We start from the raw sequence: 26,145 nt of genomic DNA on the forward strand, positions 1-26,145 counted from the left end.
CCTAGGCGAGAGAAAGGCCGTAGAGCGCCTTCACTGCCGCAGCGTCATCGTCGATGCCGAAGGCCTCGCGGCCGGCCGCCGCCCGGTCGTAGTCGACAATCGCCTCGTGCTGGGTGTGCGGCCAGTCGGTGCCCCAGACCACATGGTCCGGCGGCAACAGCGCAAGCAGCGCCCGCGCATGCGGAGCGACGTCGACCGGCGAGCGGTAGGGGGCGGAGAACTTCACGAAAAGCCGCGACAGGTCGCCGGCCTGCGCCAGTGCGCAAAGCCAGGGATCGCGGGCAGGATCGGCCTCCGCCGGCAGGCCGAAATGGTCGACGACGACGGTGACGCCGCGCGCAAGCAGCGGCCCGACGATGGCCGGCAGGCGCGGCCCCTCCAGCTGGATCTCCACATGCAGGCCGCGCTCGCGCAGGTGCTGAAGCAGCCCGGCGACGGCTGGGCTCTCAAGGTCGGGGAGCGGTGCCCCGCGCACCAGGTTCCAGCGGATGCCGCGAATGCCGGCGGCGACCAGCGTGTCGAGCGCGGCCGCGTCGATCTCGTCCGGCACGACAGCGACGCCGGCAAAGCGCTTTGGGTCGAGCCGCGACAGGGCATCGAGCAGCTGCGAATTGTCGAAACCGAGAAAGCTGACCTGGACGATGACGCCGCCGGAAAGGCCGTGCCGCGCCAGGCCGGCCTGCCAACTGGCGAGCGGCGCCGGCACCGCCGGCACGTAGCGCGCACCGCGCGTCGCCGTTACTTCCTCATAGACATGAACGTGGCAATCGAACCGGATCATCCGCAACTCCCGAGAAGAATTCATATATATGACTAGTTGACTGAATGGGTCAACGTCCGCTAAGGAAGATGCGGAGGAGGAGACGGAATGGCCCACAGGATACCCAGCGCGGACGAGCGGCTGCCGGCCTATGCCAGGCTGCGCGACGCCCTTGCCTCCCGCATCGCCAGCGGCGAGTGGGGCCCGAACCATCCGATCCCCTCCGAGGCGCGTCTGGCGCGCGAGTACGGCATCTCCATCGGCACGGTCCGCAAGGCGGTCGACGGGCTGGTGGCGGAAGGCCTGCTGGAACGGCGCCAGGGCTCTGGCACCTATTTGCGCCGCCCGTCCTTCGACGCGACGCTCTTCCGGTTCTTCCAGGTACGCGGCCCCGACGGCGCCCCCTCCTCCATCCCGACCAGCGAGCTGATCCTGCGCGCCCGCACCACGGCGCCGAAGGAGGCCGAGGTGGCGCTCGGCACGCACGACGTCATCGGCATCATCCGTCTGCGGTCCCTGTCGGACCAGCCGGTCCTCTTCGAAGAGCTCTACATTCGCGCGGATCGCTTTGCCGGCTTCGAAAGCCTGCCCGACAGCGCCTTCGGGCCGCTGCTGTATCCGCTCTACTTCGAGCGCTTCGGCGTGCTGGTGAAGCGCGCGACCGACGACCTGTCCTTCGGCCGCGCCGACGAGCAGGTCGCCGCCCGGCTGAAGCTCAAGGCCGGCGACCCGCTGGCGATCATCCGGCGAACCGCCTTCGACATCGACGGCACGCCCGTCGAGTGGCGCATCGCCCGCGGCAGTGCCGCGCAGTTCCACTACCGCAGCGAAATCGGCTGACAAAAGCCGCCTCACGGGAGAGAAACAACATGAAAATCAACAAGATCATTGTCGCAGCAGCCCTGCTCGGCTGCACCTCCATGCCCGCTCTTGCCGACTATCCCGAGCGCCCCATCGAACTCACCATCCCGGCCGGTGCCGGCGGCGGCACCGACACCAGCGCCCGCAAGCTGGCCCTGCTGCTGGAAGAGAAGCTCGGCACCTCGATCGCCGTGCTGAATGTCGGCGGCGGCGGCGGCTCGGTCGGCGCCTCGCAGTTCATGCAGGCCAAGCCCGACGGCTACGCGCTCTTCGCCACCTGGAACAGCCCGCTGACCACCGTGCCGCAGGTCCAGAACGTCGCCTACACGCTCGACAGCTTCACGCCCATCGCCTCGACCTCCGAAACGGCCTACACGCTCTGCGTCCATCCTGAGTTTCCGGCCGAGACGGGCGAAGAGTTCCTGGCCGAGCTCGCCGCCAACCCGGACAAGTACACCTACGGCAACGACGGCATCGGCGGCACGATGCAGCTGGCGGCGGAACGGATCTTCCAGGCGCGCGGCATCAAGGCGGTCGCCATCCCGTTCGGCGGCGCCGGCGAGACGCTGCAGAACTTCCTCGGCAAGCATGTCGACATCTATGGCGGCTCGATCTCGCCGGTCCTGCCCTACGTCGAAGAGAAGCAGGCCAAGTGCCTCGTCGTGACCTCGGCGGCCGACGTGCCGGCGCTGCCGCAGGCCGCCGGCCTTGCAAGCCTCGGCCTCGGCGACAAGGAGACCCTGCTGTGGCGCGCGATCCTGGGTCCGAAGGGCCTCGACCAGGCCATCGTCGACAAGCTCGCCGCCGTCATCGACGAGGCGGTCAACGACCCGTCCTATGTCGAGTTCCTGGCCTCCAAGGGCGAGGTTCCGAACGTGGTCAAGGGCGAGGCGCTCGGCGCGCGGCTGAAGACCGAGTTCGACGCGCTGGCCGTCGTCTCCAAGAACCTGGGCCTGGCGAAGTAAGATGGAGCGCAGCCAGGACCTGGCCCTCGGCCTGCTCTTCGCGGGCCTCGGCCTGGCGGCCGCATGGCAGGCCGGCTCCTACCAGGGAGCCGGCGGCACCTACCCGATGGTGCTGGGTGTGGTCCTGGCGCTGTGCGGCGCTCTGGTGATGCTGCGCGCCGCCCGATCCAAGACCGATGCGCCGCGGCGGCTCGTCGACGTGCCGGCCAACCTCGTCAAGGCACTGGCCGCCGGCGTCATCTACGTGGCGCTGATCCTACCGCTCGGCTTCTACACCGCCTCGGTGCTGCTGATGCTGGCGCTGCCGCCGATGCTGGGCTTCCGCCGGCCGCTCTACACGGCGATCGTGGCGGCGAGCTTCATCGCGCTGGTCTGGATCGTCTTCTCGCTGGTGCTCAACAAGCCGCTGCCGGCCGAGCTTTGGGCCGCCTCGCGCCTGGGAGGCTGAGATGGACTTCCTGCTGAACGCCGTCTCCGCCGTGATGGCAACCGGGCCGCTCGTCGCCATGCTGGGCGCGACGCTGCTCGGCGTGCTGATCGGCGCCCTGCCCGGCCTCAACCCGGTCATGGCCATCGCCCTCTTGCTGCCGCTGACCTACTCGATGGACCCGCTGGTGGCTCTGGCGATGGTCGCCGGCATCTACAACGGCTCGATGTATGGCGGCGCGATCCCGGCGATCCTGCTGCGCATTCCGGGCACCCCGGCTTCCATCGCCACCACCTTCGACGGCTTCCCGATGGCCGAGAAGGGCGAAGCGGCCAAGGCGCTGAAGATCGCCTGCTGGTCGTCGGCCATCGGCGGCATCGCCAGCGCGCTGGCCCTGATGACCGTCGGGCCGCTGCTGGCCCGCGCGACGCTGCATTTCGGCCCGGCCGAATATTTCTGGATCGCCATGTTCGGCATGGCCTCGGTCGGCGTCATGGTCGGCAGCGACCCGGTCAAGGGCGTGATGGCGGCGGTGCTCGGCCTGCTGCTCGGCACGGTCGGCATCGACCAGCTGTCGGGCCAGGCACGCTACACGTTCGACCAGCCGTGGCTGCTCGGCGGCCTCGACCTGGTGGTCGTGCTGGTCGGCCTCTACGCCTTGCCGCCGGTGCCGCAACTGGCCGAAAAGTGCGATCTCAAGGGCCTTTCGGCAGCCCAGCTGCGGCTGGCCAGCGTGCCGTTCCGCAAGGGCGAGGTCAAAGGCCTGCTGCCGACCTGGGGCCGCTCGTCGCTGATCGGCATCTTCGTCGGCATCCTGCCGGGAGCGGGCGGCAACATCGCCGCGTTCCTGAGCTACAACGCCGCCAAGAACGCCAGTTCCGAGCCCGAAAGCTTCGGCAAGGGCAACCCGCAGGGCGTGGCAGCGGCCGAATGCGGCAACAATGCCGACAACGCCGCCTCGATGATTCCGGCGCTGACCCTTGGCATTCCTGGCAATGTCGTCGCCGCGCTGGTGCTGAGCGCGCTGATGATCCACGGGCTGCAGCCGGGACCGCAGCTGTTCCACCAGAACCCGGTGCTGGTCGGCGGCTTCATGATCGAGATGCTGCTGACCTCGGTGCTGATCCTCCTGGTGGGCGGCGCCGCCGCAACCAGAATCTTCGCGCAAATTCAAAGGCTTCCGGGCGTCCTGCTGGTGCCCTCGATCCTGGTGCTGATGTGCGTCGGCGTCTATGTGATCAACGGACGGCCGGTCGATCTGTGGGTAATGCTGGCGGCCGGTGCTGCCGGCTACCTGCTCGAAAAGCTGAACGTGCCGCTGGCGCCGATCATCCTGGGCATGATCCTGGGGCCGATGGCCGAGCAGAGCGTGCGCCGCGCGCTGCTGATCAGCCGGGGCGACCCGGTGGAGCTGCTGACCCGGCCGATCTCTGCGGTGCTGGCCGCGGCGACGCTGGCAATGATCCTGTGGCCCGTGATGAAGGCGCTGAAGCGCCGGCGCGACAAAAAGATGAGCGAAAACAACGCTTGAGCGAATTTCGAGAATTTTCGAGACGGATTTTGCAAAATTTCGAGAAATCTTGACGCAAGCGCTCTCAATCGTCTCAAAAAACGACGCCCGGACGAAGACCCGTCCGGGCGTTGTCGTGTGCGGGGATATCTCGAACCTGTCCCCGCCCCCGCTCTCCAAGTAATCCCCGCCGGTCCGACCCGTGGCATGATGGCGACGGATCGGACGAGCGGGTTTGCCGATTGAGGCGGCGGCGTCTCAGGCGGTCGCTTCGGCCGTCTTGCCGGCGCGGGCCGCGTTCGCCTCGCCGATGTCCCAGAAGAGGCCGGCCATCATCGCCAGCGCTTCGCGGGTCATGGAATGGAGCGCGTGCTCGTTCGGCGCGTGCTGGGAGCAGCCGGGGTAGGAATGCGGCACCCAGACGGTCGGCAGGCCGAGAATGTCGGCGAAGGTCTCGTTCGGCAGCGAGCCGGCGAGGTTCGGCAGAATCGCCGGCTTCTTGCCCGTGGTCGCCTCGATGGAGGTCTTGACCCGCGTGACCCAGGGATGGTCGGGGTCGAGGCGCGTTGCATGGAAGAAGCCGCGGTCGGCGGGGACGATCTCGACCATCTGGAAGCCGTTGGCATCGAGATGACGACGCAGCGCCGGCAGGATGTCGTCGGGATCGGTGCCGACCACATAGCGCAGCTGGCAATGGGCATGGGCGCGGCCCGAAATGGCGTTGACCGGAGCGGACGGCACGCCGCTGGTCTGGGCGAGAATGGCGAAGCTGTTCCAGCCGAAGACGCGCTCGGACGGGGTGAGGCTCTCCTCGCCCCAGTCGGTGTCGACGGTGGGTCCGTCGAAACCGCCGACCGGGCAGTCCTTCAGCGCCTCGCGCACGGCCGGCGTCAGGCTGGTCGGGCGCCACTCCGGCACCTGGATCTGGCCGCGGCGGTCGGTGATCGAGGCGAGCGCATGGGCCAGCACCATGGCCGGGTCGCGCAGCAACCCGCCCCAGTTGCCCGAATGGTGGGCGCCCTCGCGCAGCTCGACGCGCAGGTCGAAATTGACCGCGCCGCGCGAGCCCATGAACAGGGTCGGACGGTCGGGATGCAGGCGCGGGCCGTCGGAGGCGATCAGCACGTCGGCGGCGAAGGTCTCGCGGTTCTGCGAGAACAGCTCGGCAAGGCCAGGCGAGCCGCATTCCTCGCCCATCTCGATGATGATCTTGCAGTTGAAGCCGAGCGAGCCGCGCTCCTCAAGGATCGTCCGCAGCGCCGCGATATTGATGCAGTGCTGCCCCTTGTTGTCGGCGGTGCCGCGCCCATAGAGCTTGTCGCCCTCGCGCACCAGGCGGAAGGGATGCAGCCCCTCGCGCCACTGGTCGGTCTGGGCGCGGATGACGTCGCCATGGCCGTAGGTGAGGACCGTCTCGAAGGCCGGGTCCTCGATGCGCTCGGCAAAGAGGAAGGGCACGGACGGGTCGACCGGGTTGGTCATGATGCGGCAGGCGAAGCCGAGCCCGGTGAGCTTGGGCTCCATCTCCTCGACCAGGTAGCGCATCAGCTCCGCCCGACGGGACGGGTCCTGGCTCTCGGTCTCGAAGGCGAGCATGCGGGCGAGCTCGGTCTCGTAACCGCCGCTCGAAAGGAAAGTGTCGATGCGCGCGATGACGCTCTCACGGTTTGCCACGTCAGGCTCCCTCGGTTTCGGGCACGGCGTCGCCCCATGGCGACATGATCTCCGTGCAGCCCATGTTGATGCCGTCCTGCCGCAGCACGCCGGCCGGGCAGGCGAAGGCATACGGGAAGACGGTGCGGCGGGTGGCCGTCACCGGATGGACGGCGGACAGCGCGGACACGACCGACTGCGGCAGCGTCTCGTCGGCGAGGATCGCCCCGCCGCCGCTGTTGTCGATGCGCGGCTGGTGAAAGGCCTCCTCCAGGGACATGTCGAAGTCCATCAGGAAGGAGGTGAGATTGAGCACGGCCGGCAGGATCTTGCGGCCGCCGGACGCGCCGATGGCGAAGCGCCGGCCGGCCTTCTCGCCGATGGCCGGGCAGACGTTCATCAGGCAGGCCTTGTTCGGCGCCAGCGAGTTCGGCTTGCCGGGCTCGGGGTCGAACCACATGATGCCGTTGTTCATCAGGAGGCCCGTGGAGGGCGAGACGACGCGAGACCCGAACACCGCCAGCAGGGTCTGGGTGACGGCGCACATGTTGCCGTGCCGGTCGACGACGCTGAAATGGGTGGTGCAGGACGGGGTGCCGGAGCCTTCCGCCTCGCCCGTGTCGCCCATTTCGCGCAGCCGCCGCTCGTAAGCGGCCGACAGCGCGCGGGCCATCTCGGCATAGCTGGTGCCGTCCGGCGCGGAGGTCGGCGTGAAGGCGGCCTCCATCATCGCAAGACATTCGACGAGATTGGCGCCCGCCGTCAGGCCGCGCGCCGCATGGATCGTGCCGCCGCGATAGGAAGTCTCCAGCGCCGGGGCGAGCACCGCCCGGTAGGCGGCAAGGTCGGCCTGCGACAGCGAACCGCCCTTGGCCTGCACGTCGGCGGCCATCGCCGCGGCGATATCGCCCTCGTAGAAGTCGCGCGCACCGGCCTCGGCGATGCGCCGCAGCGTGCCGGCCAGCCGGCCCTGGTCGAGGCGGATGTTGGGAACCGCGGTCCAGCCGGAGGATTTCGGCCAGACCCCGTCGTCGAGGAACATGGCCGCCGCATCCGGATCCTTGGCGAGCTCGCGCGCCACCGACGAAATGATCAGCGAGGCGTACCAGTCGACCAGCATGCCCTCGGCGGCAAGGTCGGCCGCCGGCATGACCAGGTCCTTCCACCCCATCCGGCCCCAGGTGGCGTGCGCCAGTTCCATGCCGGCAACGGTGCCGGGAACCGCGATCGCCGTGGCGCCCTGGACGTTGCGGTCCTCGACCACGGACGGCCAGGGGAAGAGGTCGTTCGACTTGCCTTCGCCCGACAGCGGGTAGTCGGCCGGATCGAGGGCGGCGGGCGAGCGCATGCCGAAATTGATGCTGTGCGCCTTCTGCTCGTCCTCGCGCCACAGGACCATGGCGCCGCCGCCCGCCGGGCCGCTCATCCACGGCTCCAGCACGCCGACGGCGAAGGAGACGGCAACCGCCGCATCCACCGCATCGCCCCCGGCGGCCAGGACGGCCGCGCCGGTCTCTGCGGCCACCCGGTGCTGCGAGGCGACGACGCCGCCGCGGGTCTCGATGACATGCTTGCGCACGGACTGGGTGCGCGAAAGATTGCTCATGGGATGTTCCTCACCACAGGCGGGACGACGGCGGGGCGACGATGGTCAGCGGGGCGGTGGTCAGCGGGCGGGCGCCGCGTGCAGATGGCAGTCGACATGGCCCTGCGGCCCGGCGACATGGGGCGGCGGGGTGGTCTTGCAGATGTCCATGACCTTCGCGCAGCGCGGATGGAAATGGCAGCCGGACGGCGGGTCGATGGGGTTGGGATAGGCCGCGCCGAGATGGGTGTCGGGCACCGAAAGGTTCGGGTCCGGCGTCAGCACGGATTCCAGCAGCGCCTGCGTGTAAGGGTGGCGCGGGCCGGCGAAGAGTTCGGACGCCGGAGCCTCCTCGACGATCTTGCCGAGATACATGACGGCAACGCGGGTCGCCAGGTGCTCGACCACCGCCAGATTGTGGCTGATGAACAGATAGGTGAGGCCCAGCTCCTCGCGCAGGTCGCCGAGCAGGTTGAGGATCTGCGACTGCACCGACACGTCGAGCGCCGAGGTCGGCTCGTCGCAGATGACGATCTCCGGGTTCATCACCAGGGCGCGGGCAATGGCGACGCGCTGGCGCTGGCCGCCCGACAACTGGTTGGGATAGCCGCGCAGCACGCGCTGCGGCAGGCCGACGAGATCGAGCATGCGCGCGACGGACTTGGCCCGCGAGGCGCTGTCGCCGATCTTGTGGACCACCAGCGGCAGGGCGATGATGTCCTCGATGCACTTGCGCGGATTGAGCGACGAGTACGGATCCTGGAAGATCGGCTGGATGCGCCGGGCGAGCACGGTGCGCTCGCGCGCGGTGACCTCGCGCCCGTCGATCAGCACCTTGCCGGAGGTCGGTGCCTCCAGGCCGAGCAGGATCTTGGCAAGGGTCGACTTGCCGCAACCGCTCTCGCCGACGAGGCCGAGCACGTCCTTGCGGTGGATCTTCAGGCTGACGCCGCCGAGCGCATTCAGGGGCTTTGCGGCAGAGAACATGCCCTGCTTGACCCGGTAGGTCTTGGTGACGCCGACAAGTTCGAGGACCGGAGCGGCGCCGGCTTCGGGTGCGGCGGTTTCGCGCGTGACGGTTTCGGGCGTGCTCATGACGGGGCTCCTGCCTGGACCTCGTGGATGCAGCGATACATGTGGTCCTCGCCGGTCCGGCGCACCGGGACGTCCGAGGCGCAGGCGGCCTCGGCAACGTCGCAGCGCGAGCGGAAGGCGCAGCCTTCCACCTTGCCGATCAGCGAGGGCACGATGCCGGGAATCGAGCCGAGATGCTCGCCGGGCTTGGTCTTGCCCGGAACCGGGATGCAGCGCAGCAGGCCGCGGGTGTAGGGATGGCGCGGGTTCTCGAAGATCTCGCGGGCGCTGCCCTTTTCCACCACCTCGCCGGCATACATCACCACCACCTTGTCGGCGATGCGGGCGACGACGCCGAGATCGTGGGTGACCAGGATCATCGCCATGTTCATCTCGCGCTGGAGATCGGCGAGCAGGCGCAGGATCTGCGCCTGGATCGTCACGTCGAGCGCGGTGGTCGGCTCGTCGGCGATGATCAGCTCCGGCTCGCACATCAGGGCCATGGCGATCATCACGCGCTGGCGCAGGCCGCCGGAGAGCTGGTGCGGATACTGGGAGAGGCGGCTTTCGGCCGCGGTGATGCCGACCTTGCCGAGCAGCTCGATGGCCCGGGCCCGCGCCTCGGCCCGGCTGACCGGACGGTGCAGCTGGAGCGCCTCCATCAGCTGGTCGCCGATGGTGTAGGCCGGGTTGAGCGAGGTCATCGGCTCCTGGAAGATCATCGCCATGCGGTCGCCGCGCAGGGCGCGCATCGCCCGCGGCGACTGCTTGCGCAGGTCGATGCCGGAAAAGTCGAGCCGCGCCGCATTGCAGCGCATCTTCTTCGACAGGAGGCCCATGATGGCGAGCGAGGTCAGCGACTTGCCGCTGCCGCTCTCGCCGACGATGCACAGGGTCTCGCCGCGCTTCAGCTCGAAGTCGATGCCGCGCACCGCATGCAGGGTGCCCTGCGCCATCGGGATGTCGATGGTGAGGTTGTCTACCTTGAGGACAGGTTCGCTCATGGATCTCAGCCCCTGTTTTCCGGTGCGGTGACGTCGCGCAGGCCGTCGCCGAGAAGGTTGATGGCCAGCACCAGGATGAACAGCGCGACGCCCGGAATGGCGATCAGCCAGGGCTCGAACAGCATCATCTGCTTGCCTTCGGAGATCATCAGGCCCCAGGACGGGGTCGGCGGCTGCACGCCGAGGCCGAGGAACGAGAGCGCCGCCTCCAGCAGGATGGCGTGCGCCATTTCCAGCGTCGCGACGACGATCAGGTTGTTGACCACGTTCGGCATGATCTCGCGCAGGATGATGCGACGGGTCGAGCAGCCGATGGCCCTGGCGGCGTTGACGTATTCGAGGTCGCGCACCTGCAGCACGGAGGAGCGCATCACAACCGCGAACCGGTCCCACAGCAGCAGGCCGAGGACGCAGACCACCACCTGCAGCGAGCCGCCGAGAATGGCGACGACGGCCAGCGCCACCAGCACCACCGGCATGGCGAGGCGCACGTTGATCAGGAAGGTGACGACGAGATCCACCCGGCCGCCGAAATAGCCGGCGGCAACGCCCATCGCCGTGCCGATGAGGCCGGAGATCAGCGCGGCGAACAGGCCGATGGCGAGCGAGATGCGCGCGCCGTAGAGCAGCCGCGCGAGATAGTCGCGCCCCAGATAGTCGGTGCCCAGCAGATGGTTCGGGTCCGAGCCCGCCATCCAGAACGGCGGCTTCATGCGCGCCATCAGGTCCTGGGCGTAGGGGTCGTGCGGCGTCAAGAGCGGGGCGAACAGCGCCAGCGCGACGATGATCGTCAGGACGACGATGCCGAAGACGAGACCGTAATGGCCGAAGATGCGCTTGCGCAGGAGCGCGGCCGGGCTCGGGGTGCGGAGGTCTTCCGCGACGGTTTCGATGGTGCGTGCCATGTCGGATCAGCCCACCCGGATGCGCGGATCGAGCCAGGCATTGACCAGATCCGACAGGAACGTGAAGACGATGTAGAACAGCGAGAAGATCAGGATCAGCGCCTGCACGGTCGGCAGGTCGTTGCGGGCGATCGACTCCCAGGCGAGATAGCCGGCGCCGTGCAGGGCGAAGATGGACTCCACCACGATGGAGCCGCCCAGCATGAAGCCCATCTGCACGGCGGCAAGGCTGACCACCGGCACCACCGCGTTGCGCAGCGCATGCTTGAACATCACCCGCGTCTCGCTGGCGCCCTTGGCGCGCGCGGTGCGGATGTAGTCGGCGTTCAACACCTCCAGCATGCCGGCGCGCGTCAGGCGCATGATCGCCGGCATGGCGTAGTAGCCGAGCACGACGGTCGGCATGATGAAGTGCTTCCAGGTCGAGGAGCCGGACGGCGGCAGCCAGCCGAGCTGGATCGAGAAGACGACGATCAGCACCAGGCCGAACCAGAAGCTCGGCATCGCCTGGCCCATCACCGACAGGAACAGCGCGGTGCGGTCGATCAGCGAGTTCGGGCGCATCGCCGCGGCAACGCCGAGCGGAATGGCGGTGACCAGCGCGAAGGAGATGCCGCACACGCCGAGCAGCATCGTCGTCGACAGGCGCTCGCCGATCAGCTGGGCGACCGGCACGCGGAAATAGTAGCTCTGCCCGAAATCGCCCGACAGCGCGCCGAACAGCCAGTCGGCATATTGCACCATGAACGGCCGGTCGAAGCCGTAGAGGACGCGGATCGCCTCGATGTCGGTGGCGGAGGCGTTCTCGCCGGCAATCGCCGAAGCCGGATCGCCGGACATGAACAGCAGGCTGAAGCTCAGCAGCGACACGGTGAAGGTCACCAGAATGGCGAGCCCCAGCCGTTTCAGGGTGAACATAAGCATCTCGGGTTCCGATCGTCAGGCGGCCGCATCATGCGGGGGCGGAGCGAAACGGGCTTGCCAATGGCGCAAGGAGCCGCGCTCCGGAACGGAAGGCGGACGCTCGCTCAGGCATGGCGAAGCTGCGAAAGGCACGATCCGCGCCCGGCGAGAGGAAGGCCGGGCGCGGGTCGCAGGTCTCGGCTCGGCGCTTAGTTCCAGCGAACGTGGAAGAAGCGCACGACCTCGTCCGGGGTCGGGGTGAAGGTCGCCTCCTTCGTGAACACGTAGTTCGCGTTGTAGGAGAACAGCGGCACCCAGTAGGCCTCGTCGGCGATCTTGTTCAGCGCCTTGGAGTAGTTCTCCTTGCGCACCGCCGGATCGACGGAGGTGTCGGCGACGTTGAGCCACTCCAGCACCTCGTCGTCACGGGCGAAGTCTTCCTTGCCGTGCTTGAAGAACTGGCTGGTGATCGCCGAGGCGTCGTTGACCGAGTAGGAGCCCCAGGTCTGGAAGCTCATGCTGGTCTCGCCCTTGTGGCGCATGTCGCGCAGGGCCGAGTACTGCAGGAACTTCAGGTTGGCCCGGATGCCGACATTGGCGAGGTAGGAGAGCATCGCCTCGGCATAGGGCCGGTCGCGGTAGGCGTAGAAGTCGACCTCGAAGCCGTCCGGATAGCCGGCCTCCGCGAGCAGCGCCTTGGCCTTCTCCGGATCGAACTCGTACTTGGTCACGTCGAGGTCGCAGCCGAACTGGCTCGGGAAGCAGGCCGAATGCACGACCTTCGAGGCGCCCTTGAGCAGGTTGTCGACGATGGCCTGGCGGTCGATGGCATGGGCGATGGCCTGGCGCACCTTGGTCTTGGTCATCGGGTTGTCGGCGCCGCTGCGGCCAGCCGCATCGAGCTCCAGATAGCCGACGCGCATGGTGCTCTCGTTGACGACGTTGACCCGGTCCATCATCGCCAGCTTCTCGGCCTGGTCGGCCGGCACGCCCCAGATGAAGTCGAGGCCGCCGCTGAACAGCTCGGCGAGCTGGGTGTTGATGTCGGGAATGGTGCGGATGTCGACGGTGCCGATATTCGCCATGCCCTTCGGGCCGCCGTGATAGCCCTCGTACTTCTTCAGCACGAAATGCTTGCCGGGCTCGACGCTCTCGACCTGGTAGGGACCGGTACCGACCGGCTTCAGCGCCATGCCGGCGGGACCGGCCTCGGCGTAATACTCGTTCGGATAGATCGAGACCGGGCCGGCGAGATACTCGAGCGCGGCCGGGAACGGACCATTGGTGAAGATGCGGACGGTGTACTTGTCGACCTTCTCCGCGCCCTTCATCCAGTTGACGTTGCGCTGGACGACGACGCCGTTCTCCGGCTTGGAGACGAACTCGACCGTGTAGACCACGTCGTCGGCGTCGAACTCCTCGCCGTTGTGGAACTTGACGCCCTCGCGCAGCTTCAGCTCCAGCGTGGTGTCGTCGACCCAGGTCCAGGAGGTCGCAAGGTTGCCCTCGTACTCGCCGGTCTCCTGGTTGAGATAGAGCAGGCCGTCCCAGATGGACCGCTGCAGGATCACGCCCTCGCGGGCGGAATTGAAGTAGCTGTCGACCGATTCCAGTTCCTTGGTGAAGGCGGCATTCAGCGTGTCGTTGGCCTTGTCGGCCATGGCGCTGCCGGCAGTCATGACGACGGCCAGGGCAACGGTGCTCATCAGGAGGCGTGTCTTCATCTGCTCAATCAACCGGCGCGGAACCGGTCCCTCTGGTTTTCGATTATTATATACTAATACGTTTGACCGTATTATGGTTGAGCGTATTGTCCAGTTTGGAACGTGTCAAGAATCCAAAACTCACGTCATCCGCAAGATTATTGCGCCAAAGACGGAGCGAAAGGACAGGAAGGGTCTATGCCGAAGGAAAAGCAGGACACTTTGTTCGTCGGCTCGCTCGACAAGGGGCTGCGCGTGCTCAGCCTGTTCAACGAGCATCACACGGTGCTGGGGCTGACCGAGATCGCCGAACTCACCGGGCTCGACAAGAGCGCGGCGCAGCGGCTGACCAACACGCTGCACAAGACCGGCTATCTCAACAAGGACCCGGAATCGCGGCGCTACAGCCCCTCGATCAAGTTCCTGGAGCTGGGCAACGCCTATCAATGGGCCGACCCGCTGGTGCAGCTCGCCATGCCCAAGGCGATCGAGCTGGGGCGCTCGCTGGGCGAGCGGGTCAACGTCGCCAGGCTCGCCGGCCAGGAGATCGTCTACGTGATCCGCATCCCGACCCAGCTCACCGCCTTCGGCGCGATGGTGTCCGGACGGCGGCTGTCGGCGCTGACCACCTCCAGCGGACGGGCGATGATCGCAAGGCTGAGCGAGGCGGAGCGCAAGGTGGCGGTCGAGACCTGGCCGATCAAGCCGCTGACGCCCAAGACGACGACCGACCGGGCCAAGATCGCCGAGGCCATCGAGGAGGCGGTCGCCTGCGGCTACGGGCTGACACATAGCGAGAACATCATGAACGAGATCGGCATCGCCGCGCCGATCATGTCCGGCGACGGGCGGCCGGTCGCCACCGTGCAATGCTCGGTCTCGAGCCTGAAATGGAGCGTGGAGCGGGTGCGCGGGGAACTGGCCCCGCACCTGATCGAGGTCGCCAACTCGATCCACCTGCCGCGCGGCGCGTAAGGCCTCGAGCCCCCGTCAGGCGGCTAAGTCAGGCGGCGAACCGGTCGAAGAGATCGAGCGGGCCGACCTGCCCGCCCTTGAGCATCAACCGCATGCCGTCGAGCGGCGTGCCCGGCGCATGGCCGCGGCAGACGGCAACGCCCGAACCGGCGCGGGCGACGAAGGAGAGACTCTCGAAGCCGAGGCGGCGCACCACCGCCCCCGAGGTATCGCCGCCGGCGACCGCCAGCGCGGCAACGGGATGCAGGGCGAGGATGCGCGCGGCGAGCTCGGCAAGGCTCTCGGAAAGGGCATCGGGCGCAAGGCCGTAATCGGCGTGCGGATCGAGATGGGCGAGCACGTTGGTGCCGCCGGCCAGCAGCTGGGCGCAGCGCGCCGCGAACAGCTCCCGCCCCTCCCCCGTGATGTCGGACGCGCCGAGGGCAAGGCGCGTGTAGCGCGTCGCCGTGGCGACCTGCGCCGCGGTTGCCGCCGAGCGGCTGCCGGCCAGCACCAGGCGCGGACCGGGAACCGGGCCGAGCGCAGACGCATCCGGGACGCTTTCGCCCCCCGTCTCTGCGGCCCTTCCCGCCACCGCCTCGGCAACGCCGCTGGCGCCGACCAGCAGCAGGGGCCGGCCATGGGTTTCCAGCAGCGACAGGGCAAGGCCCAGCATCTCGATATCCGTATCGTCGACCGCATCGACCAGCACGCGGCGCCCGCTGCCGTCCGCCATGGCGGCCACACTGGCTGCGGCATCCGCAAGCTCGGGCCGCGCCAGCAGCGCGACATCGCCGAGCCCTTGCGCGGCGAGATGACGGCGCAGGTCCGCCTCCCCCATCGGCGTGACCGGATGGCGGCTCATCACCGGATGGCGGTCGATGCGGTGCACCTGCCCGTCGGGGGCACGCGCGAACAACGTGCCGAACAGGCAGAAGCGCTGCAGGCTGGGCTGGCCGCCGACAATGACGGTGAGCGCCGGCGACAGCTCCTCCTCCAGCACGGCGACGGCCGCGCCGACATTGCCCACATGCGGGGCGGAATCGAAGGTGGAGCAGATCTTGTAGTGCACGAAACGGGGCAGGCATCCCCGCACCAGCGGCATCAGGGCGCGCAGGCGCGGCTCGACCTCAGACGGCGCGCCGGCGCGAAAGTCGGTGGCGATGCCGACGGCCGGAAACGCGCCCTTGCCGCGCGGCGTCTGCGGCAGACGGGCAAGGCCTTGCCGCTCCAGGCACAGGCGCGCGGCAATGCCGGCCTCGGCCAGCGTCGCCAGCGTGTCGGACGCGCCGGTGAAATCGTCTCCGATGAAGACGTAGCCGCTCATGCCCGTTACCCGGCCTTTTTCCCGAAGAAGGAGAGCGCCCCGGCAAGCTCCGGCCGGGAGCGTGCAGCCTGCTCCAGATCCTCGTTCGCGGCGACCGCCTCCCAGGCCTGGCGCAGGCTGGCGACGCCAGCCGCCGGGCCCGAAGGATGGGCGAGGATGCCCCCGCCCGCCATGAACAGGAAGTCGCTCGACCCGGCGGCCTGCGCCGTAACCGGCAGCGTGCCGGCCCACTGGCCGGAGGAGAAGGCCGGCATCACCGCGTCCGAGGCATCCGGTGCGTCAACGGCGAGCGGCTGGAGGCAGCGGCGCGCCGCCTCCTCCACCTCTTGGGGAGCGTCGGAGAACTTGCCGCCGATGCCGTGCACATGCATGTGGTCGACGCCGGCAAGGCGGTAGAGCGCCTGATAGGCGTCGAAGCCGATGCCGAGCAACGGATGGCGGGCGAAGGCGCCGAAGCCGTTGCGATGGCCGTGCACGACGAGCGGCGTGGACCGGCGCAGCGACTGCATCGCCGACAGGCCGCACCAGTTGAGGCTGGCCATGACGCAGGACCCGCCCTCGCGCTCCACCAGATCCGCATGGCGGCGCATGGCGTCGAGCTCGTCGGTGATGTTGAAGGCGACCATGACAGTGCGGCCGCTGCGCTCGCGATAGGCCCGCACCTGAGCCATCACCGCGCGGACCCGCGCCTCCAGCGGCGCATGGTCCGGGTCGGCGCAGATCTCGTCGTCCTTGATGAACTCGACGCCGGCCTCGCAAAGATCCGCCACCAGCGCGGCGATCTCGTCGGCGCTCAGGCCGACATTCGGCTTGATGATGGTGCCGAAGAGCGGCCGACCAGCCACGCCGAGCACCGCGCGGGTGCCGCCAACGCCGTGCAGCGGCAGGTCGAACCGGGTGCGGCAGGCCTGCGGCAGGGCGACATCGACGAGGCGAAGCCCGGTGACCTCGCCGAGATCGTAGAGATTGCCGGCGACCGTGGCGGCAAGGGTCGGCAGGTTGGTGCCGATATTGGCGAGCGGATAGGCGATGCGCACCCGTGCGCGCCGCCAGGGGCCGGGCGTGCCCTGCCGCTCGAGCCAGGCGCTGGCAAGGCTCGGGGCGCTCGCCGGCGCCAAGTCCTCGACGGACAGCACCTCGGCGCCGGCACGGGCGCGGAGTTCGTCGCTCTCGCCGGCAACACGCACGAAGGTGCCGCAGCTCTGCTCGCCGGCCATGATCGCCGCGACCTTTTCCGGCGCGAGCGGCGTCTCGATCAGATAGGTCGCCTCGACGCTGTCGGCTTTGAGGGGGATCGCCTGCATCGCCCGCCTCAGATCGCGGAAAGGTCGGGGAAGGGACGGACCGGATCGCTGCCGTCCCAGCCTTCCGAGGCAGCGCGGATCAGGTCGAACATCCGGCCCTTCGGCCCCATCACCTCGGACAGCTCGATCACCGTGCCGGGATGGGCCTCGCGGTCGAAATAGGCGAAGCGGCCGTTCGCCCCGACCTTGCCGCTCATCTTCACGCGGAAGCCTTCGGCCTCCATGCGGGCGAGATCCGCGTCGTAATCTTGCGTCCAGTAGGCGACATGCTGCAGCCCGCGATGGCCGGCGAGCCGGAAGTCGCGATACATCGACGGGGCGTCGTTGCGGGTCTGGATCAGCTCGACCTGCACCTCGCCGCTGTTGGCCAGCGCAACGGAATTGTGGACCTTGAAGGACTGGCCGTCATAGCGGTAGTCCTCGATGGGCACCTTGGGATTGTAGTACCACGGGCCGACGCCCATGACCTTGTGCCAATGCTCCATCGCCGCCTCGATGTCGTCGACCACGTAGCCGAGCTGGCGGATTGCGCCGAGAAACCTGCTCATGAAGAACCCTATTGCGAGAGAAGTCGGGGAAGCCACGTCGACACGGCCGGCACGGCCGAGACGACCAGCAGCGACAGCGCGAGGGGCAGGAAGAAGGGCAGCACGCCGCGGATGACCGAATGGACCGGCATCCTGGCGACGATGGAGACCATGTAGAGGCTCATGCCGATGGGCGGCGTCAGCAGCCCGATCATCAGGTTGAGCACGAAGACGATGCCGAGCTGCAGCGGATCGACGCCGGCCTGGTGCAGCGCCGGGGCGACGATGGGCGCGATGATCAGGATCGCCGCGATGGATTCCAGGAACATGCCGACGACGAGCAGCAGCACGTTGACCAGCAGCAGCAGCACGAGCGGATTGTCGGAAAGCCCCAGAAGCATCTGCCCGGCCATCGCCGGGACCTGGTCGAGCGTCAGCACCCAGGCGAAGACGGCGGCCGTCGACACGATGAACAGGATGCCGGCGGTCGCCTCCACCGTTTCGCGCAGGCTCTCCCACACGGCCTTGAGGGTGAGCGAACGGTAGACGAGGAAGCCGATGGCCAGCGCATAGGCGACCGTGACGCCGGCGACTTCGGTGGGGCCGAAATAGCCGCTGAGCAGCCCGCCGATCAGGATCACCGGGGCGACCAGCGCCGGCAGCGAGATCACCGCCTTGCGGGCGACGGCGCGCAGCGACGGGCTGACCGTGTCGCGCGGCAGGTTGTAGATGCGCGCCATGACGGCGACCTGCACCATCAGGAAGGCCGTGATCAGCAGCGCCGGGACGATGCCGGCGACCAGCAGCTGCACCGCCGAGACATTGGTGACGCTGGCATAGATGATCAGCGGGATGGAGGGCGGGAAGATCGGCCCGATGGTCGCCGCCGCGATGGTGATGCCGGCGGCGAAATCGCGCCGGTAGCCCTGCGCCGACATCTGGTCGATCTGGATCTTGCCGAGCGCGCCGATATCGGCGAGTGCGGCGCCCGAGACGCCGGAAAAGATCAGGCTGACGAGGATCGACACCTGCGCGACCGCGCCGCGGATGCGCCCGACGACGAGCCGCACCAGGTCGAAGATATGGGTTGTGACGCCCATCGCGTTGAGCAGGCTCGCCGCCAGGATGAACAGCGGCACGGCGAGCAGCGGCGTCGAATCGAGCGCGTTGATGCCGCGCTGCGCCAAGACATGCACCGGCAGGTCGAAGGCGGCGATGGCCAGTGCCGAGGCAAGGCCGAGGGCAACGGCAATCGGCGCGCCGAGCAGCAGCGCGGCGGAAAAGACGAGGAGAAGCAGGAGGCTCATGGCAGGGCCTGATCGGAACCGGGGAGCGTCTGGCCGCGAAGAAGCGCGAGCAGGCGGGCAAGGGTGACCAGCGCCAGCAGCACCATCGCGACGATGGCCGGCGCGTAGAACACCCAGTTGGGGATGCCGAGGGTCGGGGTGGCGAATTTCCACGCCCGGCCGAGAAAACGGTAGAGCCCGTAGAGGAAGAAGAGCGAGAAGGCGAGGACGCTGAGCTCGACCAGCAGGCCGGTCCAGCGGCGGGCAGGCGCCGGCAGCGACATCGGCACCAGATCCACCGCCACATGCCGGCCCTGCAGGGCGAGCAACGGCACGCAGAGGAAGACGAGCGCGACGCCGCAGAAGCGGGCGAGCTCGTCCGCCCAGGGCATGCCGAGATCGAGCAGGTTGCGGCCGAGCACCTGGCCGACGACCAGCACGCTCATCGCCATCAGCAGCAGCACGGCGAGGGTGCGGCAGCACGCCGCCGCACCTGCAAGGAGCCTGCCGCCCGGGGGGACGGGACCGGCCCCTCCGGAATCAGGGGAGACGGGGTCAGTCGCGCCGGTCATGGCCGCACTTCTCGCTCAACGTTCGGGCGATCAGGAGATCGCGCGGATCTTCTCATAGAGGGCGCCGTATTTTTCGCCGAAGCGCTCGTTGACGAGCTTGCTGACCGAGGCGCGGAAGGCCTCCACGTCGAGCCCGTCTTCCGGCCCGATCACCGTCATGCCGGCCTCGCGCAGCGCCTGAGTATCCTTGGCCTCGTTGTCCTGGATCGCCTTGGTGGCGCGCTCGCGGATCTCCAGCGCAGCGGCGGCAACCGCCTCCTTCTGGGCCGGCGACAGGGCCTGCCAGGCGTCCTCGTTCATCACCACGACCTCGGCATTGGACATGTGGCCGGTCAGCATCAGATGCGACTGCACGTCGTAGAGCTTGACGTTGAGGATGACGTTGACCGGGTTCTCCTGGCCGGCGACGACGCCGGTGGCAAGCGCGGTGGGCACTTCCGACCAGTCGACCGGAACCGGAGCTGCGCCCATGCCCTCGATGGCGGCCTGGTAGATCGGGAAAGGCACGGCGCGGATCTTCTCGCCGGCAAGGTCGGCCGGCTTGTAGACCGCCTTGTTGGCGGTGAGATTGCGGCGGCCGAAATAGTGGGCGTAGATCACGCGGACATTGGCCGCCTGGATCAGGCCCTGGTTGAGCTCCTGCATCACCGGCGAATTGATGTCCATCACCTTCATCAGGTGGTCGACGTCGCGATAGAGATAGGGCGTGTCGAGCGCCGCGAAGGGCTCGTAGAGCGAGCCGATGCCGCCGGCGGTGTTGTGCGAGAAGGCGATGGTGCCGAGCGAGACAGCCTCGGCCAGCTCCTGCAGCTTGCCGAGCTGGGAGGAGGGATAGACCTGCACGGCGACGTCGCCGCCCGAATGCTTGGCCACCGCTTCCGCGAACCAGTCGGCCTGGGCACCGGCGACGCTGGCCGGCTCGTTGTTGTGGCCGTAGCGCAGGGTGAGCGACTGGGCGCGGGCGAAGCCCGGCGCCATGGCGAAGGCACCCGCACCGAGACCGAGCGCAAGGGCGCCGCGCCGCGTGACGGAAAACAGCTGTCTGGTCATTGCATCCTCCCAAGATGGTTCCATGGCCCGGCTTTTCCGAAGGCTCATGAGGTATTTTGACGGCCTTGAATAGATGGAGACCGCCGAAATCCGTTCCTCTTGACAAAAGGCTACGAAGCCGTGAGCATCACGTCAAACATCAAATATTGAGGTATTTTGAGGTGCCCTCAGGAGAGATCCAGCTCCCGTCCCAGATCCCGTCCCAGATCCCATCCATGGCGGACCTGGCCGAAGCGGCCGGCGTGTCGCTGGCGACCGTCGACCGGGTGCTGAACCGCCGCAAGGGCGTCAAGGACCGCACGGTCGCCCGGGTGCTCGCGGCGGCGGTGGAGCTCGGCTACATGAGCGCGGAGGAGCGCGACAAGCTGGGCGGCCAGCGCCCGCCGAACGTCGCCTTCCTGCTGCCGATGGGCAGCAACCCCTATCTGCGCCTGCTGGGCGACAAGGTGCGCGGCGTCGCCGACACCCAGACGCGCGATGCATCGCCGCTGCGCTGCTTCTTCATCGAGAGCTTCGATGCCGGCGCGCTGGCCGCGGCCCTGCGCCACCACGCCCGCTGGGCCGACGGCATCGCCTTCATGGCCATCGACCACCCCTTGGTGCGCGAGGCGGCGGAAGAGGTGAGCGCGGCCGGCACCCGGCTCGTCACCATCGTCTCCGACCTGCCGCACCCGGCGCGCGAGGCCTATGTCGGGCTCGACAACCAGGCGGCCGGGCGCACGGCGGCCCTGCTGCTCGGCCGGTTCTGCGGCGCGCGCGAGGGCAGCGTCGCGCTGGTCGCCGGCAGCCGCACCTACCGCGCCCACGCGGAGCGCGAGATGGGGTTCCTCGGCCTGCTGGAGGAGAGCTACCCGGACCTCAGGGTCGTCGGCATGCGCGAGGGCCACGACGACCGCAACGAGAACTACAACCACACCCGCTCGCTGCTGGAGCAGAACCCGGACCTCGTCGGCATCTACAATGTCGGCGGCTCGTCCGACGGCATCGCCCGGGCGCTCGCCGAAAAGGGGATGGGCGAGCGGGTCGTGTTCATCGGCCACGGCCTGACCGCCGACACCCGCCGCCTGCTGATCGAGGGCACGATGGACGCGGTGATCAACTCCGACCCGGACCAGGTGATCGGCGAGACGCTGGCCCGTTTCGCGCAGCCGGCAGGCGGCGCCGGCCTGCGCCCGCCGCTGAAGATGGACCTGATCTTCCGCGAGAACATCCCCTCGCAATATCTTTAACCGGCTAATTCGGTTTTCTCCGGAAGCCCCTGCACCCGCTTGCAAACTTTCCGTAACGTCGCGGGAACCAAATCGCCCCGACGCACGTTCATCTCCCGACATCGCCTGTTTTGACAGGGCGGAACGGCGGCCACCGGCCGCGCCCCGCACCGCAAAGTGACGCGGTCGACCGACGAGCACGCCGCCTGCGCGGCCGCAAAAGGAGTATGAACATGGGTATCGAGGTGGGGGGCCTGCTCGGCCTCATCATTCTGGTTCTGGACGTCTACGCAATCATCAAGATCGTCGGCTCGGGTGCCTCCACGCTCGCGAAGGTCATCTGGGTCGTCCTGATCCTGGCACTGCCCGTCCTCGGCTTCCTCATCTGGCTTGTGGCCGGCCCGTCGCGCCCCGCAACCGTTTGAGCACCGTTCGCCAGCCCCGCAACGTCCGCATCGGTAAAAAGTACGGCGCCGGATGGAACCAAGTCCGACACCGCGCGTTTACGGTGCGGAGCTGAAGAAGGATTTGCTGCCTATGCTAAATTACAGCGAGAAGTCCCTGAAAAAAGCGCCGCCAAACGCATCGGATGGCGATGTCCACTCTCGCATCAGCAACCAGCTGCAAACCTACTACAACGAGGTGCTGACCCAGCCCCTGCCCCAAAGGTTCGAGGACCTGCTGAGGAAACTGGACGAAAACGGCGGTTCCGAGGGGGAGACCCGGTAATGAGCGAGCACAGCGTCGAGCTGAAAGACGAGATGGTGGCCTGCATTCCCAGCCTGCGCGCCTTCGCGGCGTCGCTGGTCGGGATGGGCGACCGCGCCGACGACCTGGTCCAGGAAGCCTTGATGAAGGCGTGGTCCAATCTCGGCCGCTTCGAGCCCGGCACCAACATGAAGGCCTGGCTGTTCACGATCCTGCGCAACACGCTCTACTCGACGCACCGCAAGCGCAAGCGCGAGGTGCAGGACGTGGACGGCCGCTATTCGGCAACGCTCGCCTCCCATCCCAATCAGATGGGGCATCTCGACCTCGACGACTTCTGCCGGGCTCTCGACCAGCTTCCCGACGACCAGCGCGAGGCCTTGATCCTCATCGGGGCCTCCGGCTTTTCCTATGAGGAGGCCGCCGAGATTTGCGGCTGTGCCATCGGCACGGTAAAAAGTCGCGTCAACCGCGCCCGCGCCCGGCTGGCCGACATCATGGGAACAGAGTCGACGAGCGAGTTCGGACCGGATCGAGCCGTGGAAGCTGTCCTCGCCCTTTCTCCCGGTTCGACGGTGAAGATCAGTGCCATGGAGTAAACTGCCGCCCAACAGCACCCGGCTTGATCGACGGCTGTTCGCGCATATTGCGGCAGCCCTCATCCCCCTCGCCGCTCTCGCCTTCCTGCTGTCCTATTCCGATCTCGAGCGACGGTCCCAGGAGGAGCACAGGCGCTTCCTGGACTATGCCCGCCTGATCGGACAGTCGAGCGCCAAGGCGATTGCGCGTGCCGAAGGCTATGCCAGCGCGCTGACCTCCCAGGACCCCCAGGTCCTGGGAGATTGCCGTCGTGTCTTCTCCGCCATGCGCGAGGACCTGATCGAGGCGACCGAACTTGCCATCTTCCGCGGCGAGGTGCCCGTGTGCAGCCTCGGCCTCGGCGAGGACGGTCAGGTGGTGCAGCGCCCGCTGGGAACGCCGGGCGACGCCGTTTCCGGCCCCTCCGCCAAGACCATCACGATCTCCAGGACCAACGAGGCCAGCGGCACCCGCATCGATATCGGCCTGCGGCCGCAGACGCTGCTGATCGCCCCGATCACCGCGACGGCGGCGACCAATATCGGCTTTGCCCTCGTCGACAAGAACAGTGCGGTGCTCGCCTCCCATGTCTACGAGGAGAACGACATCGGCAACTTCCTGCAGATCGTCGGCGAAACGCGCGCCGACGGGGCGGACTTTTCCGAAAGCGACCGCGGCTGGTTCGTTGGCTCCAGCGTGCTGCCCGGCACCGAATACCGGGTCGTGACCGCCAGCCGGTCGTCGGAACACCGGCTGGAACTGTGGCTGACCGTAATGCGCGCGCTGTTGCCGCCGCTCATCCTGCTGGCGGTCGTCTTCGTGGTGCTGCGCTACGGCATCCAGCGGTTCCTGCTGCGCTATCTCAGCCACATCTATTCGACCTTCCGCCAGTACGGCACGGGAAACACACGCGCGCGCGTCGGGCAACTGGCGGGCGCCGCGCCGGAGATCGACCTGCTCGGCGTGACCTTCGACATGATGGCCGACCGGATCGAACGGCGCACCCACGACACCGAGGCCGCCCTCGCCGAACAGCGCCGGCTGAGCCGGGAACTGCATCACCGCATCAAGAACACGCTGCAGATGATCATCAGCCTGGTCAGCATGCAGCGCCGCGACGCGACGGGCCCGCGCGAGAAGGCGGCCCTTCGGGTGACGCTGGAGCGGATCCTGGCGATCTCGGCCGCCTACCGGGTGTCCTACGCCTCGACCGAGGGCACCAATGTGGCGCTGACGGCGCTGGTGCACGAGGTGGTGGAGGCCTTGCGGGGACCGGCAACGCTGCCGCAGGGCCGTGTCCGCATCCAGACCAATGCCGGCGCCAATGCCGCGGAGATCGACCTCGACCGCGCGATCCCGCTCGCCTTCATCCTGGCCGAGCTGCTGCCGCCGCGGTTCGACTGCCTGCTGCCGGGAGAGGTCCTCACCATCGAACTGGCCGGGGCCGACAGGATCGCCATGGTGATTTCCGGCGCCAGCCAGATCAACGACACGCTGGACGGCAACGAGACGGGCACGCCGGCCTCGCTGCGCTCGCGCCTGGTCCATGCCTATCTCCACCAGCTCGACGCGACCTGCGGCATGGAGGATGCAACGGCCCGGCTGGAGATCCCGCTGCACCCGGTTCCCGGACCGCAGGCCTCCGCCTCGATGCACTGAGCGCCGCGCATCTCGTCTTCAATCTTTCGGGCCGGCAGGGATCTGTCGGCCTTTTTCGTCTGTCGTCCGGCACGAGGCGGCCCAACACAAAAAGGCGCCGCGGGGGTTGAGACCCCGCGGCGCAGCAGGCAGGCGGACAGACGAGGGAGGAGTGAGCAGGCCGCCTGCGTCGACGGTCGATGGCTGCTGTCAGACCGTCGGCGGGCGCCGGCCGCTGATGAGACCGTAGACCAGCGAAATCACGAAGAGGATGATCGCGATGACGAAGATGAGCTTGGCGATGCCCATGGCCGTACCGGCGATCCCGCCGAAACCCAACACCGCCGCAATCAACGCGACAACCAGGAAGGTCAGAGCCCAACCGAACATGTTATTTCTCCTTTGAACAGCGTCCCGGTAGCGCAAATCCGTTTCGCGGAACCGGTACTCGTGTCCCATGCGGCGACAAGAACGGGTCGATTACTGAAGCAACCCTGCTTGCCTTGCGCTTGCACCATCGTGCATGGTCATGAAGTCAACCCGCCAGCAGAAGATTTGTTCAATCCGGTCTGAACTTTTTTTGAAGAGGCGCGCGATCGACAGCGCCTCCCGCCCTGACAGGCCGGAACGCGGGAGAGCGGATCGGCCGGGCGAAGGCCGAAGCCGGACCGGCCGGCATTTTTTCCAAAAACACCTGCCGCAGGCGCAGGCTCGCCCCCCCTTACGCCCCCCTTTCGCGCGCGCCTTACGCGCGTGCATGACGCGCGCGTCAAGTCGCGCCCGCGCGCACCTGTTCTTTTTGCCGAGGCGCCCGCCACTGTTGCCGAGTGGCGCCTGCAGGACCTGCCCATAAAGAAGAAAAGCACACGGAAAATCGAAGAATCGTGATTGCGGCCGGAACCTTTCTCCGGCGAGAGGGTTCTTCTACCGTGACCGGAACGAAACCTGAGCCGAACCCAAGATCGGCACGCAGGTTCGGGTTACGAGACATCAATCAGGAGACTAAAGACATGATCCGCACGCTTCTGACGACCACCGCCCTCGCCGCCGCCCTGACCACCGGTGCCCTGGCGCAGGACCAGAAACTCAAGGAAGACACCGGCATGACCCCGGCGGCTCCCGAGATGAACGCGACGCAGCCGGCTCCGGCGGGTGACGCCGCCGCGCCTGCCGCTGCCCCGAGCGCGACCCCGAGCATGGACGCTCCGGCGACCACCGGCGACACGGCCGCCGCTCCCGCAACCCAGGAGCGCGACATCCTGGCCGAGGTCGGTGTGACCACCGCCGAGGAGCTGATCGGCAGCACCGTCTACAGCGCCGACGACAGCGACATCGGCGAGGTTTCCGATGTGGTCGTGTCGAGCGCCGGCAAGATCGAGTCCCTGGTGATCGACGTCGGCGGCTTCCTGGGCATCGGTGCCAAGCCGGTTGCCGTGGAGCTCTCCTCGCTGGAGGTCCGTCGCGACGAGAATGGCGATCCGCGCATCTACACCACGCAGACCCAGGAGACCCTGGAAGCGATGCCGGAGTTCTCGGCCGACGCCGTTGACGGTGTCCGCAACGCCGCGCCGGTCGAGTAATCGATCGACACAGGCAGTCAAAGGGAGGTGCCGGCGCAGTCGGCGCCTCCTTTCTCCGTTGC

At 67.8% G+C, this 26,145-nt stretch carries 26 protein-coding genes; 11 read left to right on the forward strand and 15 right to left on the reverse strand.

The features are described from left to right. Nucleotide 1: 1 nt before the first annotated feature. Nucleotides 2–781 (reverse strand): amidohydrolase family protein, encoded by a 780-nt coding sequence (locus tag GH266_RS08530; RefSeq protein WP_158193513.1) that lies wholly within the window; start codon nucleotides 779–781, stop codon nucleotides 2–4. Between the two features lie 87 nt (nucleotides 782–868). On the opposite strand from GH266_RS08530, the gene GH266_RS08535 reads away from it, so the two are divergent. Genes GH266_RS08535 through GH266_RS08550 form a run of 4 tightly spaced genes read left to right on the forward strand, consistent with a single transcriptional unit; the run spans nucleotide 869 to nucleotide 4,544 of the window. Continuing rightward, on the forward strand, nucleotides 869–1,600 hold the full coding sequence (locus tag GH266_RS08535; protein ID WP_158193514.1) for a GntR family transcriptional regulator: 732 nt from the start codon (nucleotides 869–871) through the stop codon (nucleotides 1,598–1,600). A 29-nt stretch (nucleotides 1,601–1,629) separates the two neighbouring features. Then, nucleotides 1,630–2,586, forward strand: a complete 957-nt coding sequence (locus tag GH266_RS08540) for a tripartite tricarboxylate transporter substrate binding protein (RefSeq protein WP_199270482.1) — start codon at nucleotides 1,630–1,632, stop codon at nucleotides 2,584–2,586. A gap of 1 nt (nucleotide 2,587) precedes the next feature. Next, nucleotides 2,588–3,034, forward strand: a complete 447-nt coding sequence (locus GH266_RS08545; RefSeq protein WP_158193515.1) for a tripartite tricarboxylate transporter TctB family protein — start codon at nucleotides 2,588–2,590, stop codon at nucleotides 3,032–3,034. 1 nt (nucleotide 3,035) lies between these two features. Beyond that, nucleotides 3,036–4,544, forward strand: coding sequence for a tripartite tricarboxylate transporter permease (locus GH266_RS08550; protein WP_158193516.1), 1,509 nt, complete (start codon nucleotides 3,036–3,038; stop codon nucleotides 4,542–4,544). A gap of 237 nt (nucleotides 4,545–4,781) precedes the next feature. Here the strand turns inward: GH266_RS08550 and GH266_RS08555 are convergent, their stop codons facing one another. The 7 genes from GH266_RS08555 to GH266_RS08585 all read right to left on the reverse strand — a co-directional run bounded on the left by GH266_RS08555 (nucleotide 4,782) and on the right by GH266_RS08585 (nucleotide 13,353). Then, complete coding sequence (locus GH266_RS08555) at nucleotides 4,782–6,197, reverse strand: M20 family metallopeptidase (protein ID WP_244953797.1); 1,416 nt, start codon at nucleotides 6,195–6,197, stop codon at nucleotides 4,782–4,784. Nucleotide 6,198: 1 nt separating this feature from the next. Continuing rightward, the gene (locus GH266_RS08560; protein WP_158193518.1) at nucleotides 6,199–7,782 is read right to left on the reverse strand and encodes a gamma-glutamyltransferase; all 1,584 of its coding nucleotides are present in this window, start codon (nucleotides 7,780–7,782) and stop codon (nucleotides 6,199–6,201) included. Between the two features lie 60 nt (nucleotides 7,783–7,842). Continuing rightward, entirely contained in the window at nucleotides 7,843–8,856 is a 1,014-nt protein-coding gene (locus tag GH266_RS08565; protein WP_158193519.1) for an ABC transporter ATP-binding protein, read from the reverse strand. Beyond that, nucleotides 8,853–9,839: an ABC transporter ATP-binding protein gene (locus GH266_RS08570; protein WP_158193520.1), complete on the reverse strand. Its 987-nt coding sequence runs from the start codon at nucleotides 9,837–9,839 to the stop codon at nucleotides 8,853–8,855. The genes GH266_RS08565 and GH266_RS08570 overlap by 4 nt, the downstream gene beginning before the upstream one ends. A 5-nt stretch (nucleotides 9,840–9,844) precedes the next feature. Beyond that, nucleotides 9,845–10,744, reverse strand: a complete 900-nt coding sequence (locus GH266_RS08575) for an ABC transporter permease (protein WP_158193521.1) — start codon at nucleotides 10,742–10,744, stop codon at nucleotides 9,845–9,847. A 6-nt stretch (nucleotides 10,745–10,750) separates the two neighbouring features. Continuing rightward, nucleotides 10,751–11,668, reverse strand: a complete 918-nt coding sequence (locus tag GH266_RS08580; RefSeq protein ID WP_158193522.1) for an ABC transporter permease — start codon at nucleotides 11,666–11,668, stop codon at nucleotides 10,751–10,753. Nucleotides 11,669–11,856: 188 nt separating this feature from the next. Further along, the gene (locus tag GH266_RS08585; RefSeq protein ID WP_244953798.1) at nucleotides 11,857–13,353 is read right to left on the reverse strand and encodes an ABC transporter substrate-binding protein; all 1,497 of its coding nucleotides are present in this window, start codon (nucleotides 13,351–13,353) and stop codon (nucleotides 11,857–11,859) included. 195 nt (nucleotides 13,354–13,548) lie between these two features. Here GH266_RS08585 and GH266_RS08590 point away from each other — a divergent pair, with 195 nt between their 5' ends. Then, nucleotides 13,549–14,325 (forward strand): IclR family transcriptional regulator, encoded by a 777-nt coding sequence (locus tag GH266_RS08590; protein WP_158193524.1) that lies wholly within the window; start codon nucleotides 13,549–13,551, stop codon nucleotides 14,323–14,325. Nucleotides 14,326–14,353: 28 nt separating this feature from the next. Here GH266_RS08590 and GH266_RS08595 read toward each other — a convergent pair whose 3' ends face one another. Genes GH266_RS08595 through GH266_RS08620 form a run of 6 tightly spaced genes read right to left on the reverse strand, consistent with a single transcriptional unit; the run spans nucleotide 14,354 to nucleotide 20,370 of the window. Continuing rightward, nucleotides 14,354–15,631 (reverse strand): four-carbon acid sugar kinase family protein, encoded by a 1,278-nt coding sequence (locus tag GH266_RS08595; RefSeq protein ID WP_158193525.1) that lies wholly within the window; start codon nucleotides 15,629–15,631, stop codon nucleotides 14,354–14,356. Nucleotides 15,632–15,636: 5 nt separating this feature from the next. After that, nucleotides 15,637–16,935, reverse strand: a complete 1,299-nt coding sequence (locus GH266_RS08600; RefSeq protein WP_199270483.1) for a ribulose-bisphosphate carboxylase large subunit family protein — start codon at nucleotides 16,933–16,935, stop codon at nucleotides 15,637–15,639. An 8-nt stretch (nucleotides 16,936–16,943) separates the two neighbouring features. Further along, the gene (locus tag GH266_RS08605) at nucleotides 16,944–17,483 is read right to left on the reverse strand and encodes a VOC family protein (RefSeq protein ID WP_158193526.1); all 540 of its coding nucleotides are present in this window, start codon (nucleotides 17,481–17,483) and stop codon (nucleotides 16,944–16,946) included. A gap of 8 nt (nucleotides 17,484–17,491) precedes the next feature. Further along, nucleotides 17,492–18,769, reverse strand: a complete 1,278-nt coding sequence (locus tag GH266_RS08610; protein ID WP_158193527.1) for a TRAP transporter large permease — start codon at nucleotides 18,767–18,769, stop codon at nucleotides 17,492–17,494. Continuing rightward, nucleotides 18,766–19,320, reverse strand: coding sequence for a TRAP transporter small permease (locus GH266_RS08615; RefSeq protein WP_158193528.1), 555 nt, complete (start codon nucleotides 19,318–19,320; stop codon nucleotides 18,766–18,768). The genes GH266_RS08610 and GH266_RS08615 overlap by 4 nt, the downstream gene beginning before the upstream one ends. Before the next feature lie 30 nt (nucleotides 19,321–19,350). Next, entirely contained in the window at nucleotides 19,351–20,370 is a 1,020-nt protein-coding gene (locus GH266_RS08620; RefSeq protein ID WP_158193529.1) for a TRAP transporter substrate-binding protein, read from the reverse strand. 215 nt (nucleotides 20,371–20,585) lie between these two features. On the opposite strand from GH266_RS08620, the gene GH266_RS08625 reads away from it, so the two are divergent. The 5 genes from GH266_RS08625 to GH266_RS08645 all read left to right on the forward strand — a co-directional run bounded on the left by GH266_RS08625 (nucleotide 20,586) and on the right by GH266_RS08645 (nucleotide 24,524). Further along, a complete protein-coding gene (locus GH266_RS08625; RefSeq protein ID WP_158193530.1) occupies nucleotides 20,586–21,599 on the forward strand; it encodes a LacI family DNA-binding transcriptional regulator in 1,014 nt (337 codons plus the stop codon). Nucleotides 21,600–21,811: 212 nt separating this feature from the next. Beyond that, nucleotides 21,812–22,003, forward strand: coding sequence for a PLD nuclease N-terminal domain-containing protein (locus GH266_RS08630; protein ID WP_158193531.1), 192 nt, complete (start codon nucleotides 21,812–21,814; stop codon nucleotides 22,001–22,003). A gap of 52 nt (nucleotides 22,004–22,055) precedes the next feature. Beyond that, on the forward strand, nucleotides 22,056–22,307 hold the full coding sequence (locus GH266_RS08635; protein WP_158193532.1) for a NepR family anti-sigma factor: 252 nt from the start codon (nucleotides 22,056–22,058) through the stop codon (nucleotides 22,305–22,307). After that, on the forward strand, nucleotides 22,307–22,885 hold the full coding sequence (locus tag GH266_RS08640) for a sigma-70 family RNA polymerase sigma factor (RefSeq protein ID WP_158193533.1): 579 nt from the start codon (nucleotides 22,307–22,309) through the stop codon (nucleotides 22,883–22,885). The genes GH266_RS08635 and GH266_RS08640 overlap by 1 nt, the downstream gene beginning before the upstream one ends. After that, nucleotides 22,872–24,524 carry a sensor histidine kinase gene (locus tag GH266_RS08645; RefSeq protein ID WP_158193534.1) on the forward strand — a complete coding sequence of 551 codons (1,653 nt, stop codon included), beginning with the start codon at nucleotides 22,872–22,874 and terminating at the stop codon, nucleotides 24,522–24,524. Before GH266_RS08640 ends, GH266_RS08645 begins: the two co-directional genes overlap by 14 nt. Before the next feature lie 189 nt (nucleotides 24,525–24,713). Here GH266_RS08645 and GH266_RS08650 read toward each other — a convergent pair whose 3' ends face one another. Further along, entirely contained in the window at nucleotides 24,714–24,893 is a 180-nt protein-coding gene (locus GH266_RS08650) for a DUF1328 domain-containing protein (RefSeq protein ID WP_158193535.1), read from the reverse strand. A gap of 620 nt (nucleotides 24,894–25,513) precedes the next feature. Here GH266_RS08650 and GH266_RS08655 point away from each other — a divergent pair. Further along, a complete protein-coding gene (locus GH266_RS08655; RefSeq protein ID WP_158193536.1) occupies nucleotides 25,514–26,083 on the forward strand; it encodes a PRC-barrel domain-containing protein in 570 nt (189 codons plus the stop codon). Nucleotides 26,084–26,145 lie beyond the last annotated feature (62 nt).

It is taken from the genome of Stappia indica, assembly GCF_009789575.1.
GTDB classification, from domain to species: domain Bacteria; phylum Pseudomonadota; class Alphaproteobacteria; order Rhizobiales; family Stappiaceae; genus Stappia; species Stappia indica_A.

What these genes read in the sequence shown, in the direction of transcription:
- GH266_RS08610 (WP_158193527.1), bottom strand. Translation starts at nt 18,769, where the DNA reads ATGAGCCTCCTGCTTCTCCTCGTCTTTTCCGCCGCGCTGCTGCTCGGC.
- GH266_RS08605 (WP_158193526.1), bottom strand. Translation starts at nt 17,483, where the DNA reads ATGAGCAGGTTTCTCGGCGCAATCCGCCAGCTCGGCTACGTGGTCGAC.
- GH266_RS08635 (WP_158193532.1), top strand. Translation starts at nt 22,056, where the DNA reads ATGGAACCAAGTCCGACACCGCGCGTTTACGGTGCGGAGCTGAAGAAG.
- GH266_RS08630 (WP_158193531.1), top strand. Translation starts at nt 21,812, where the DNA reads ATGGGTATCGAGGTGGGGGGCCTGCTCGGCCTCATCATTCTGGTTCTG.
- GH266_RS08650 (WP_158193535.1), bottom strand. Translation starts at nt 24,893, where the DNA reads ATGTTCGGTTGGGCTCTGACCTTCCTGGTTGTCGCGTTGATTGCGGCG.
- GH266_RS08640 (WP_158193533.1), top strand. Translation starts at nt 22,307, where the DNA reads ATGAGCGAGCACAGCGTCGAGCTGAAAGACGAGATGGTGGCCTGCATT.
- GH266_RS08615 (WP_158193528.1), bottom strand. Translation starts at nt 19,320, where the DNA reads ATGACCGGCGCGACTGACCCCGTCTCCCCTGATTCCGGAGGGGCCGGT.
- GH266_RS08535 (WP_158193514.1), top strand. Translation starts at nt 869, where the DNA reads ATGGCCCACAGGATACCCAGCGCGGACGAGCGGCTGCCGGCCTATGCC.
- GH266_RS08580 (WP_158193522.1), bottom strand. Translation starts at nt 11,668, where the DNA reads ATGCTTATGTTCACCCTGAAACGGCTGGGGCTCGCCATTCTGGTGACC.
- GH266_RS08585 (WP_244953798.1), bottom strand. Translation starts at nt 13,353, where the DNA reads ATGAGCACCGTTGCCCTGGCCGTCGTCATGACTGCCGGCAGCGCCATG.
- GH266_RS08620 (WP_158193529.1), bottom strand. Translation starts at nt 20,370, where the DNA reads ATGACCAGACAGCTGTTTTCCGTCACGCGGCGCGGCGCCCTTGCGCTC.
- GH266_RS08550 (WP_158193516.1), top strand. Translation starts at nt 3,036, where the DNA reads ATGGACTTCCTGCTGAACGCCGTCTCCGCCGTGATGGCAACCGGGCCG.
- GH266_RS08570 (WP_158193520.1), bottom strand. Translation starts at nt 9,839, where the DNA reads ATGAGCGAACCTGTCCTCAAGGTAGACAACCTCACCATCGACATCCCG.
- GH266_RS08600 (WP_199270483.1), bottom strand. Translation starts at nt 16,935, where the DNA reads ATGCAGGCGATCCCCCTCAAAGCCGACAGCGTCGAGGCGACCTATCTG.
- GH266_RS08625 (WP_158193530.1), top strand. Translation starts at nt 20,586, where the DNA reads ATGGCGGACCTGGCCGAAGCGGCCGGCGTGTCGCTGGCGACCGTCGAC.
- GH266_RS08545 (WP_158193515.1), top strand. Translation starts at nt 2,588, where the DNA reads ATGGAGCGCAGCCAGGACCTGGCCCTCGGCCTGCTCTTCGCGGGCCTC.
- GH266_RS08590 (WP_158193524.1), top strand. Translation starts at nt 13,549, where the DNA reads ATGCCGAAGGAAAAGCAGGACACTTTGTTCGTCGGCTCGCTCGACAAG.
- GH266_RS08565 (WP_158193519.1), bottom strand. Translation starts at nt 8,856, where the DNA reads ATGAGCACGCCCGAAACCGTCACGCGCGAAACCGCCGCACCCGAAGCC.
- GH266_RS08595 (WP_158193525.1), bottom strand. Translation starts at nt 15,631, where the DNA reads ATGAGCGGCTACGTCTTCATCGGAGACGATTTCACCGGCGCGTCCGAC.
- GH266_RS08575 (WP_158193521.1), bottom strand. Translation starts at nt 10,744, where the DNA reads ATGGCACGCACCATCGAAACCGTCGCGGAAGACCTCCGCACCCCGAGC.
- GH266_RS08540 (WP_199270482.1), top strand. Translation starts at nt 1,630, where the DNA reads ATGAAAATCAACAAGATCATTGTCGCAGCAGCCCTGCTCGGCTGCACC.
- GH266_RS08655 (WP_158193536.1), top strand. Translation starts at nt 25,514, where the DNA reads ATGATCCGCACGCTTCTGACGACCACCGCCCTCGCCGCCGCCCTGACC.
- GH266_RS08530 (WP_158193513.1), bottom strand. Translation starts at nt 781, where the DNA reads ATGATCCGGTTCGATTGCCACGTTCATGTCTATGAGGAAGTAACGGCG.
- GH266_RS08560 (WP_158193518.1), bottom strand. Translation starts at nt 7,782, where the DNA reads ATGAGCAATCTTTCGCGCACCCAGTCCGTGCGCAAGCATGTCATCGAG.